General features: G+C 45.8%; 9 protein-coding genes and 1 pseudogene. 4 read left to right on the top strand and 6 right to left on the bottom strand.

The features are described from left to right. Nucleotides 1–22 precede the first annotated feature (22 nt). A complete protein-coding gene (locus Q5691_RS02335) occupies nt 23–223 on the top strand; it encodes a hypothetical protein (protein ID WP_333308449.1) in 201 nt (66 codons plus the stop codon). A gap of 83 nt (nt 224–306) precedes the next feature. Here Q5691_RS02335 and Q5691_RS02330 read toward each other — a convergent pair whose 3' ends face one another. Next, a complete protein-coding gene (locus Q5691_RS02330; RefSeq protein WP_333343842.1) occupies nt 307–1,890 on the bottom strand; it encodes a chloride channel protein in 1,584 nt (527 codons plus the stop codon). A 396-nt stretch (nt 1,891–2,286) separates the two neighbouring features. Then, nucleotides 2,287–3,720: a hypothetical protein gene (locus Q5691_RS02325; RefSeq protein WP_333343841.1), complete on the bottom strand. Its 1,434-nt coding sequence runs from the start codon at nt 3,718–3,720 to the stop codon at nt 2,287–2,289. A gap of 72 nt (nt 3,721–3,792) precedes the next feature. On the opposite strand from Q5691_RS02325, the gene Q5691_RS02320 reads away from it, so the two are divergent. Next, nucleotides 3,793–4,407, top strand: coding sequence for a pentapeptide repeat-containing protein (locus Q5691_RS02320; protein WP_333343840.1), 615 nt, complete (start codon nt 3,793–3,795; stop codon nt 4,405–4,407). 319 nt (nt 4,408–4,726) lie between these two features. On the opposite strand, the gene Q5691_RS02315 is transcribed toward Q5691_RS02320, so the two are convergent. Both Q5691_RS02315 and Q5691_RS02310 read right to left on the bottom strand, forming a co-directional pair. Continuing rightward, nucleotides 4,727–5,839: an IS630 family transposase gene (locus Q5691_RS02315; protein ID WP_333343839.1), complete on the bottom strand. Its 1,113-nt coding sequence runs from the start codon at nt 5,837–5,839 to the stop codon at nt 4,727–4,729. Nucleotides 5,840–5,965: 126 nt separating this feature from the next. Next, nucleotides 5,966–6,668: pseudogene (locus Q5691_RS02310) on the bottom strand (IS1 family transposase). Between the two features lie 476 nt (nt 6,669–7,144). Here Q5691_RS02310 and ppk1 point away from each other — a divergent pair. After that, nucleotides 7,145–9,328 carry a polyphosphate kinase 1 gene (ppk1, locus tag Q5691_RS02305; RefSeq protein ID WP_333085610.1) on the top strand — a complete coding sequence of 728 codons (2,184 nt, stop codon included), beginning with the start codon at nt 7,145–7,147 and terminating at the stop codon, nt 9,326–9,328. Between the two features lie 206 nt (nt 9,329–9,534). Here the strand turns inward: ppk1 and Q5691_RS02300 are convergent, their stop codons facing one another. After that, nucleotides 9,535–9,705 (bottom strand): hypothetical protein, encoded by a 171-nt coding sequence (locus Q5691_RS02300; RefSeq protein WP_015176488.1) that lies wholly within the window; start codon nt 9,703–9,705, stop codon nt 9,535–9,537. Between the two features lie 203 nt (nt 9,706–9,908). Continuing rightward, nucleotides 9,909–10,409, bottom strand: a complete 501-nt coding sequence (locus Q5691_RS02295; protein WP_333312267.1) for a hypothetical protein — start codon at nt 10,407–10,409, stop codon at nt 9,909–9,911. 79 nt (nt 10,410–10,488) lie between these two features. On the opposite strand from Q5691_RS02295, the gene Q5691_RS02290 reads away from it, so the two are divergent. Further along, entirely contained in the window at nt 10,489–11,040 is a 552-nt protein-coding gene (locus tag Q5691_RS02290) for a DUF2854 domain-containing protein (RefSeq protein WP_333216611.1), read from the top strand. The last annotated feature ends 19 nt before the right edge of the window (nt 11,041–11,059 follow it).

The raw sequence follows: 11,059 nt of genomic DNA, 5'->3' as shown, positions 1-11,059 counted from the left end.
CAGAAAAAGCAGGTAGGAAAATATGTATGTCGGCGTCAAGAACCTAAAAAAAGATATCGAAGACGGAGTACATTTGGTGTTGGCGCAAGCGGGAGAAAAGTGGGTTAATTATCTCGAACAATATTCTGATGAAGTGGAACAGTTAATGAAGTTAACTCGAAATAAACGTCGCTTTTATCAACAAGGTATGCGGGCTGCAACCCTGATTCGGTCTATCTCCTAGGCCTCTTTGTCACCCCCCCAGGGTTGTCAGATTTAGCTTTAAGGCGATCTGTTTGGTGGCGAAGCAACGGGAGTTGAGATTGGTCAAACGGCTGATTTTGTTTCAGGCAATGGTTTGACATTTTCCGGCAAATGTGCATTGGCGATCGCCAGCACAGGCTCATCGTCCCTGTGTTCGCCCTCGGTGGGGAGTTGGCAAGAAATCAGTTCTGTGACGATGCGATCGCCCAGAACATCTTCCCAATCCTGCAACTGTTCTCTGGCTTTGATCGGTGTATTGACAGCCACGTCTACGCCCATTTGCTGAAGGTTGAGGCTGTGGGCTGTCGATCGGCGGTTGACCCACTCCACCAACCAAACGCTCAATCCGACTGCGGCCATCAAAGGCAAGACAATCCGGTAATCGCGGGTTAATTCAAACATCAATAGGATGGCTGTCAGCGGTGCTCTGGCGCTGCCGGCGAGGACGGCGGCCATTCCCACCATTGCGTAGGCGGCAGGGCCGGCGACTCGATCGCTCATTGTCGGCAGCATTTCCAAAAAGAGTCCGTAAGCCGAACCCAGGGAAGCTCCCAAAAACATCGCCGGAGCGAAGATGCCGCCCACTAAACCGCTGCCGAGGCTGATTGCGGTCATCGCCAGTTTGACAAACAGCAGCAGCAACAGCAAAGGCAAGGAAAATTTAACATCTTGGAGCATTGCTTGGACTGTTTCGTAGCCGACACCCAAAATTTGAGGCAATTGTAGGGCGACTAAGCCGACGCAGGCCCCGCCGATGATGGGGTGAAGCGGCCGGGGCATTCGTCCCAGCCAAGCAAATCCTCGGACTTTTCCTTGAAAACAGCGATCGGCCAATTGAATTGCTTCTGTGTAGGCTAGAGACACTCCGCTCGCCAAAAGTCCCAATCCCATGTACAGAGGCAGTTCTAGGGGGCTGCGGACATCGTATATCGGCAAAGAAAAGGCCGGCTGAGCTCCCAAGCAGATTTGAGCGATGAGCGCGGAAACTACGGCGGAGAGCAAGACAACGCTGACTGAGGAAGTGGCGAAGGTGCTGCCGAGCACGACTTCTAAGGCAAAGAACACTCCGGCGATGGGAGAGTTAAACCCGGCGGATAAACCTGCTGCTGCACCGGCGCCGAGGAGCAAGCGCTGCCGTTCTGGGGAGAGCTGCAAGACTTGAGCCAGCAGCATTCCGAAGTTAGCGCCGATTTCGACGCTGGGGGCTTCCGGGCCGAGGGAGGCGCCGGTGCCGAGGGAAACTGAGGCTGCCACCATTTTGGTGATGGGTTTGAGGGGGGAGAGTTCTTGCAGGCCGCGGGTTGCTGCAATTAAGGAAGACATATTCGGACCAAAGTCCCGAAACCGCCACCGCATCAGCCCGATGATGACTCCGCCGAGGGTGGGAATGCAGGCTAGCGTCCAAGAGCCTTTCGACGCGATCGCCCCCATGAAGTCTTCCAGCATCAGGCTGTGGATGAAGTGGATGAGGTAGTGAAATGTGACGACGCCTGCGCCCGTAACTCCCCCGATGACTAGGGAGAGGATGAGCAGGAGGGTTTCTGGGCTGGGGTGCAGGCGGTTGAATAGCGGGCTTAGTCGGGAGGCTTGGGGAGTTGCTGCGGTTGGCCCGGGTGGCGGCAGATCCACAGGAGGGATGGCTCTCATTTAGCGGTTAATTCTTCGGTGAGAAGTTATATAATATTACAATTTATTTCTTATTTTCATTTTGAGTGATTTTAGGGGAATTGACAACTTAATTAAGGCGTATTTTAGGGTAATTTTTTTGGGTGGGTCGCTGGGGTGGAATAACTGATTCTGAGGAGCGGCGGATTTGGCGTGATTGTATGCTCAGTTACATTCAAACTTAGATATACTCTGGCGATAATGCTAATTAACTATATTTATAGTTTTGGTGGTTAGGTCGATCGCATCAGTGAACGGGTCATATCATATAACTCAGTGAAAAACAACTTTCAAATTAAAGAATTGGCGATTGGAGATTTTACTTTACAACCACCAATCTCAAAGCTCCAATTTTAAATCCCTCCATCCCGGATAATATCACATCGGTTGTTGAGTGGGCGGGATTCTTGGTCTGGGTTTGGCGATAGACATTAGCGGATCGCCGATGGTGGTGACTTTCCAGGGAGGGGATTCTAGCTGGCGTGCTGCGATTAAAAAGGGTGCTCCTCGCTTTAGGCGATCGACCATTAATTTAGGTGGAATAAAGGCAGATAAAAAAGGTTCGTTGACGCTGCCGACATAGGCGTAAGCACCATTTTCTAGCCACCTTCCGGCAACGGTGTTTGTGTCATCTGGCGCTGCTGCTGACCAACTGTGGATCATGTGGATTGCTGCGGGAAATTGGAGTTTTGGTATGTCCTCAACTGAAGCGTCGCCGTTGCCCACTTGGAATGATTTTGGATAGCCTTTTGAATTCATTAATATTAAGTCAAATGTCCACGGTTTTGAGGCTAAACTCCGCCACTTTTCCAGGCTAGATTCGGGTTTTTGCACTACTTCGACATTTAAACCTATGCTTTTTAGTCCGCTAGCTGCTTCCTCCATTTCATATTTTGCCCAATTTCCTTCCTTGGGGTAACTGTCATAAAGCATGGCTGTTTGGCTGTCTAGAAATATGGCACACATGGCTTGATAGATCGATCGTACTTCGGAGCCGTAAATCCAGCCGACAGCCGCCCAGCGTTCGCCGTTGGGGTGTCTTCCCAAACCGTCGGTAACGGCTAGTTGTTCGTCTGGTTTTTCAGGAGATTGATATTTGACTGCTAGTTGGCGTACAATAGTTATTGTGTCGATCGGGTCTGCGAGTTGAGAATAAAAATATCCGGTTGATTCGACGGCTTTTGTAACTGCTAGTTGCAGAGTTTTCCACTGTGTGTTATTGAGGGTATCGTTGGGTTTTCCCAAGTTGCCTTCTAGAAATACTAAAGGTTGGCCGTGAGCGGCTGCTAAGGCAACTGCTGCTGAGCGTGCGGCGTCGTTTTCTGATGTGATTACTACTCCTGGGGGTTCCCAGCCGAGTTGCTTCCATTTTGCTTTTAAGGTTTCAGTATCGGTGGCATTCCAAGCTGCTGCTGCGCTGTTGAGCATTAATTGTTGGAGTTTTTGATTTTGTGGCAGTTGCTGTTTGATGCTTGGCAAACGGACTATTTCTTCGGGTTGAAAGCGCTGCAAAAACATGGGCGCATATTTTTTGTCTTCGATGAGAATAGGCCAGTTTCCTTTGAGGTTCCATTTTTGGATTGCTGCTAAGAATGTGGCTTCGTCGGGTACTAAAACTACGCGGTTGACTGTTGGTATATTTTCGCGGACGATGGCTGATCGGAGGCCTGTTTGAATGGGCCAGGGTTCTTGTTTGGCTGAGGCGGGAAGCTGAAAGGGTTTTTTGAAAAGGCGATCGCATCCGACACCGATTATTGCTAAGGTTACAATAAGTGCGATCGTCAGGAATTTAAATTTTAACTGTTTTTTCATAGGGGCAGGGGAAGGAAGGAACGAGGTTATAAATACGAACAATTATCCAAATATTTTTAGGGTGGCAAGCGAATGTTTCGAGGCGCGGGACAAAGGAAGATTGTAAGTGCGATCGGGCTGGTCACTTTTAGTATTATTGCCTTAGCAACTACAGGTTTAATAATTTTCGCAGCGAACCGTTCGTCAGTCAAGCATCAAGTCCGGCAATTGCTGACAGCGAGGGAATGTAAAGGTTGCAATCTTTCCGGGGCGAATTTGAGCGAAGTTTTTCTGGAAGGCGTCAATTTAGAAAAAGCCAATCTGAAAGATGCCAATTTGTGGAGCGCACATTTGGTAAACGCTAACTTTAAACTGGCAAATTTGGCTGGGGTTTACCTGATAAGCAGCAATTTGGCAGGGGCAAATTTGGAGGGAAGCAATCTAGAAAAGGCGTTTTTAGAGGATGCTTATTTGGGAGGGAGTAATTTGAGAAAGGCTAACTTAAGAGGTGCTTTTATGAAAGGTATTTTTCTCGTTAACGCTGATTTGGAAGGGGCGAATTTGGAGGGTGCTAATCTGTGGATGGCAAATCTAGAAGGTGCTAATTTGAAGGGTGCTAATCTGAGAAATGCTTGGCTGTTGGATGCTAATTTGGCAGGGGCGAATTTAAAGGGTGCGGTGATGCCTGATGGTACGCGGCAGGAATGAAAGTCATTAGTCATTAGTCATTAGTCATTAGTCATTAGTCATTAGTCATTAGTCAGAGGAAAGAGCGATCGCACCTGCAACCTTCATTTCCCGTGATTGGGTGAGGAGATGAAGGTTGCAGGTGCGATCGCTATTCTAATAGAGCAGATTTTACAAGCGCGTCGGCTGCTTTAATCATCTATCTAACTCAGCCAGTCTTGGACGCACTCCGACTCCAGAAACCGGGTTTTTTACCGAATCTGCAGGTCACCACCTGTGTATTTTCGTAAAAAAACCCGGTTTCTAAGCCCCTGTGCGTAAGTCATAAGCTGTTCGACATCTAAACTGCATTAACTAAGTTACCTTTGTTTTTGATCTTTCGGTTCCATTTCATAATTAATTCTCCTTCATTTAAAAGTTTATGTAACAGTGATTCTAGTTTTTCAATGGATTCAAATAATCTATTAGCAACATATTCCTTTGCGGAATGCCATACTAATTCAACTAGGTTATAGTCAGGGCTATACTTGGGCAAAAACTCTATGATTAGATTCGGCATCTCTGACGCTATTTTCTGCAAAGTCTCTGCTTTTTTATGAAAACTAGCGTTGTCCAAAATTATCACAAACTTACAGCCCTTATCTTTAAAGTCTTCTGCTAAATTTCCTTGCAATATCCACTCGGATTTTAAATCTTCATAAAAAGTTTTCAGCACAGCATAAAAATTAGCAGAATTACCAGATGGAATAAAATCTACCCATCTTTTTTTGTCTGAGTATCTCACTCCACCCATAACATTAATACGACCTTTTCGTCGGTCTCCTCTTTTATTACTTCTAGTCCCCTTTTTACACCAGTTTTTCCGTCTAATTACTCTTAAACTAAATCCACTTTCGTCCCAAAACCATACCTGCAATAGGTTTGGAGATTCTTTTTCTATTTTTAAATACTCATCTAATTTATCTTTAAATAAACCCCTTTCTACGGCATCTTGCTTATCCTTTAAGCTGTATTTAGCCCAAAGGTAAACATACTTTTTTGATTTTAAAATTCTCCTTACTTGGGTACTACTCAACTCAATTCCCGTCTGCTCTCCTAGATGTATTGCAAGTCTAGCTGTTGTCCATCTTCCGAACTCATAACCATATTTCTCAGGCTCTACTTCAACTGTTTCTAAAAGTAAATTAATGTATTTTTCTGTGGCTTTTCGGTAATTACCCTTCATCCTATTATCTTTAAAGCTGTCTAAATTATCGGGATCACCATGAATGCTCCAGTAGGCAACTTTTCTGAGAGAACATCCAATTAGTTCAGCAGTTTGAGCTTGTGTATTTCCGTTATTTAGTAACAAAAAAATTAAGGCTCTTTGCCGAATGTCTGGATGATCATGCTCTTTTAATACTTGTTGAAGAGTTTCCTTTGTTTCGGAACTTAGAAAATTTTTAGCAGGCATTCACTTTGTCTGAATATCATTATGTTATATTATACCACTATGCGTTTTAAATGCACAACAGCTTACCTGTTAAACTGTAGTTTAGACTAAAAAATAAGCCCAGCTAAAAGTAGCGGCGTTGCTGAATCAAGGTATGAATGCCCCAGGAATGGGAATATCGTGAAATTTCAAGTAATGTATTAATAACTTAATAGAATGCTTGAGCATTTTCTCGCACTTAGAATAACAAAGAGTCTTCCGATGTAGTCTGGCTAAATAATGTCTTAGTCTTGTATTTTCTCCTTCTACTCGTGTCATATAAGTCTTACTGATAATCTGATCCTCATCAGGAATAAACATGGGATATACAGACCATCCATCAGTTACATAAAAGTAGCATTTCCATGCACTTACTTTGTTCCATAATGGTTCAAATGTCTTAGCGCTATGATCCCCTAATACCCATCCTAAAATTCCTGGTTGAAAGTGGTCAACCGCTGTCCACAACTAGATTTTGTCTGTTTTTTTTACATAAGTTTGTAATTCATCGAGTTCACCAACTTCTGGAATGACTTCAGGGTCATAAACCTCTGGTAACTGTTTTCCGACTTGTTTTACCCAATTTATTACGCCCGGTATGATGAACTCCCTTAACTCGTTCTATCGCCCGTAAACCCATACCATTGACGTACATTTTTAGGCAATCACGTTTGATGCTCTCGCTATAACCTCGATGGGGTTCATAGTGATTAATGAATTGACGACCACATTTGACACAAATGTGATTCTGTTTTCCTTTCTTCTTGCCGTTTTTACGGATATGGGTTGATTTACATTCTGGGCATTGCATAAATTATTCCTCCTATTCATACTCTAACTCAGCAACGCCAAAAATCTTAATTTCCGCCATTCTGTTAGAAAATAAACGCTCAAATCCCCGCTCTATCTACAGTTAAAAATTTGGCTCTCACTTTTATTGTCCCAGAGTGACAGAAGAGGATTAAGATACTGTCCAGTGTCAGGAGCAAACCAGTCACCGTTCGGATCTAGGGAGCTAATCTACGCTACAGACTCATTAAGGTCTCAGGGACACGCCAGCTTCACCTGACCGAAGCAGATAGACTTTTTCATCGTCTTCCACCAGACTACTCTGAACATACAAGGGACACGGCAGTGCCGTATCCCTACACATATTGCGTACCAGACCCTCGCGGATGACCGACAAAAACGTGCGATCGACCAAAAGCAGATGCGAACAAATCCTTTAACCTACAATACTATTTCTAGAGATGCCATCACCGAGCCTCCCAAAGACTCCCTCAAACCATGCCGAAGCCAAAAAAGACCCCCGCCAAAACCTACACTGAAATCAACCTCAGCGATCCTCAATATTACTTCAACCGAGAACAAAGCTGGCTAGAATTCAACAACCGCGTACTCCACGAAGCCCTCGACCCCCGCACGCCCCTTCTCGAAAGGCTCAAATTTCTAGCTATTTTTAGCTCCAACCTAGACGAATATTTTATGGTGCGGGTAGCCGCCCTCAAACAGCAAGTACAAGCAAAAGTCAGCAAATTGACCTCCGACGGCAGCACGCCTCAAGAACAGCTAGATGCCCTTAACCAGCGGCTTTTGCCAATGGTTTCTCAGCAACACGCCTATTTTGAGCAAACCCTGCGGCCGAAACTAGCAGCAAGCGGCATCTACATTCTTGACTACATTGACCTCAATCAAGAACAGCGCAATTACTTGCATCGCTACTTCAAAGAACAAGTATTTCCCGTACTCACTCCCCTAGCAGTTGACCCCAGCCACCCATTCCCCTACCTTTCCAATCTCAGCCTTAATTTAGCAGTAGTAGTCAGGGACCCCGACACGCGGGAAGAATTATTTGCCCGCGTTAAAGTACCGCAGGTTTTGCCGAGGTTTTTGCCACTACCGGGGGATTTACAGTGGCAGCAGAGGGGCAAATCTCCGGTTTGGACTGGCGTGCCCCTAGAACAGGTGATTGCCCACAATTTAGAAGCTTTGTTTCCGGGGATGGACATTCAGGAATATCACCCGTTCCGCATTACTCGCAATTCCGATTTGACGGTGGAGGAAGATGAGGCGGAGGATTTGCTGCTGGCAATAGAACAGGAACTCCGCAAGCGTCGGTTTGGAGGTTCTGCGGTGCGGATGGAAATTCAAGCGATTATGCCGCCTGCGCTGCGAGATATGCTGATGGAGGAGCTGGATCTCGGTGAGCAAGATGTTTACGTCGTAGAGGGGCTGCTAGGCCTCAAGGATTTGATGTCTTTTGTGGGGCTTCCCGTGCCGGAACTGAAAGACCCACCTTGGACTCCCGTTGTGCCGCCCCGTTTGCGGAACTCGGAATCGCCAATGATTTTAGGCAAATTGATGTTGGATGCTGACGAGGGCGAGGATATTTTCACCGTCATCCGGCAGGGGGATTTGATGCTACACCATCCCTATCACTCGTTTGCGGCGACGGTGCAGCGGTTTATTACTGAGGCGGCGCACGATCGCTCCGTGTTAGCGATTAAGATGACTTTATACCGCACTTCTGGAGATTCGCCGATCGTCAGCGCCTTAATTCAAGCAGCGGAAAACGGCAAGCAGGTAGCCGTTTTAGTAGAGCTTAAGGCTAGGTTTGACGAAGAAAATAATATTAATTGGGCTCGCAAGTTAGAACAAGCGGGAGTCCACGTAGTTTACGGTTTGGTGGGACTCAAAACCCACACCAAAATTGTGATGGTAGTGCGTCGCGAGGAGGAATTCATCCGTCGCTACGTCCACATCGGCACAGGCAATTACAATCCTAAAACAGCCGGACTCTATACCGATGTGGGTTTGTTGAGTTGTCGCGAGGATTTGGGATCGGATTTGACGGATTTGTTTAACTATTTGACTGGTTATTCGCGGCAGGTATCTTATCGAAAATTATTGGTGGCACCGGTCAATATGCGCGATCAATTTTTAGCTTTAATCCGCCGCGAGGCAGAATTCTGCCGCTTGCAGGCCGAAGGCGGCATCGGTAGCTGTGGCCGCATTGTCGCTAAAATGAACGCTTTAGTTGACCCTCAAATCATTGTTGCTTTGTACGAAGCTTCGCAAGCGGGAGTTAAAATTGATTTGATTATTCGGGGGATTTGCTGTTTGCGTCCCGGCGTTGAAGGTGTTAGCGAAAATATCAGAGTTATCAGTATTATCGGCCGCTTTTTAGAGCATTCTCGGATGTTTTATTTTTTCAACGGTGGGGACGAAGAGGTGTATATTGGTTCTGCTGACTGGATGCAGCGCAATCTCACAAGACGGGTTGAGGCCATAGTTCAAGTGGAAGACCCGACAATTGCCAAGGAATTGCAAGAAATTTTGGGGGTAATGCTGGCTGACAACCGCCAAGCTTGGGATTTGCAGTCTGGGGGACACTACTCTCAGCGGCGGCCGCCTGCTAATTGCCCGGAAGTGAGCTCTCAGCAAATTTTGATGGATATGGTGATGAATTGATCAGTTGTCAGTTGTCAGTTGTCAGTTGTCAAATTTGCAGTTAGCAGTGGTCGGTTCTTGTTAGCTATTAAGCTGTACTGCATTTAATTTTGACTTTGTGGGCGGGATCTTCTGCCCACCCCACAAGATTTTTACTAACATAACTATCCAAATTAAATGCGCGACAACTAATGACTAATGACTACTGACTAATGACTACTGACTACTTAACTGTTAAAAGTACGCTTGAATTCTTCTAATAGATCGTCAATTTCTTCGATCGCCTGACTCACATCTATTCTCAGGGCTCCCAAGTCCGATCGATCTAACAGCCGCACGAGGGATTCCCGCTTGCTCTCGATTTCTGCTACGCGCTCTTTGATTGTTTGTGCATCCATGGTTTTTTGCCTTTGCTAGTATTAACAAAAATATTTGACATTTCCCTCTGCCAACAGACGGAGATTCTTAATTCACCGACATACCTTTTTGGGCAAATCCTTCACTGTTTTTATATGGGAAGTGATGAATCTGCTCAGGTTTTTTTGTGTCTGTGTTATAGTTTGATTGTACATCAAAACTTCAGCCAAACTTCAGCCACATTTTAGCGCAAAAAAGGCGGACGTTTGGTATCTGCAGGTTTATTTTTCATCATTCCAGCTAAAAATCGCTTCAGGGCCTTCTCCCGGTTTTTCATAAAAGCAGTCCAAAATCCCGGTTGATATTCATCCATCGTCTTGGCTAGGGCCCAGACATCGATCGCTAAGATATTATAAAGCCTTTCATCTTCGCGTTTGAGCGAGTTAATCTGCTCCAGAACCGCCTTATTTGCTCCAGCAGTTTGTTTGTCTTCGTCTTTAATCATGTCCGAAAAATGGTTGAAAGGGCAAGAGTGTCGATCGCGATCGCCACTCTGTATACTTTGATGATACTGCCGATCTCGATTGCCTTCTGGAACCAACGCCGCGCAATTAACACGGATATTTACCGATGGCGCGCCCGGGCGAGTCCGGCTGGATAAGCTTCTGAAGCTAGAGACAAGACTGTGGATGCACACCGCTCCCGCGCTCATAGATGCTAGCAGTTTTTGCTGGTCTTTTGGCAAAAAAACTAAATTTATTCAAGACTTTTTGACAGATAATAATTAAAGTATATTGTTGATTTCAGCTAACTACCTCACTAATATGTTACGCAAAATTTCTTTAGCAAACCTAGCCTTAGTTGTTGGCGGTATTATAGCAGCAGTCGGGTTTGGAGCCTACTTCACAGACAGACCTACCCTGAACCTAGCCGGTTTTTTTTATGGAATTCCGCTGTTGCTGGGAGGTTTGGCTCTGAAAGCAGCCGAACTCGAACCAGTAGAATTCACCGAACCTACTTCTGCTGAAGTTCTCCTCCTGCGAGAAAGTCAGGCCACAGATACTCAAAACCAAGTCCGCAAAGATGTCACCCGATTTCGCTACGGCCAACCCGCGCACTTAGATGATGCTTTGGAGCGCCTGGGCCTGGCCCCAACAGACGAGGAACGGCCCCTCCTGCAAGGGTTGCGGGAAGTTGATGTTGACGGTGCTTATGGGTTAATTTTAGAGTTTTATTCACCGCTAATGCCGATCGACTTATGGGAAGAAAAGCAAGAAAAAATAGCTACTTTTTTTGGGCCCGGTTTGCGCGCACAAGTGACTCAAAAGGCTGGTGACAAAATTGAATTGGCTCTAATTAAAAATACTCAAGCTTAAAGTCTTCTGAAGTTTTGAG

This window comes from Microcoleus sp. w1-18aA5 (assembly GCF_036701705.1).
Taxonomy (GTDB): domain Bacteria; phylum Cyanobacteriota; class Cyanobacteriia; order Cyanobacteriales; family Microcoleaceae; genus Microcoleus.
This window is presented reverse-complemented; position numbering and strand designations above follow the sequence as displayed.

Coding starts and splice junctions, on each gene's coding strand:
- Q5691_RS02335 (WP_333308449.1), top strand. CDS start 23: ATGTATGTCGGCGTCAAGAACCTAAAAAAAGATATCGAAGACGGAGTA.
- Q5691_RS02330 (WP_333343842.1), bottom strand. CDS start 1,890: ATGAGAGCCATCCCTCCTGTGGATCTGCCGCCACCCGGGCCAACCGCA.
- Q5691_RS02325 (WP_333343841.1), bottom strand. CDS start 3,720: ATGAAAAAACAGTTAAAATTTAAATTCCTGACGATCGCACTTATTGTA.
- Q5691_RS02320 (WP_333343840.1), top strand. CDS start 3,793: ATGTTTCGAGGCGCGGGACAAAGGAAGATTGTAAGTGCGATCGGGCTG.
- Q5691_RS02315 (WP_333343839.1), bottom strand. CDS start 5,839: ATGCCTGCTAAAAATTTTCTAAGTTCCGAAACAAAGGAAACTCTTCAA.
- ppk1 (WP_333085610.1), top strand. CDS start 7,145: ATGCCGAAGCCAAAAAAGACCCCCGCCAAAACCTACACTGAAATCAAC.
- Q5691_RS02300 (WP_015176488.1), bottom strand. CDS start 9,705: ATGGATGCACAAACAATCAAAGAGCGCGTAGCAGAAATCGAGAGCAAG.
- Q5691_RS02290 (WP_333216611.1), top strand. CDS start 10,489: ATGTTACGCAAAATTTCTTTAGCAAACCTAGCCTTAGTTGTTGGCGGT.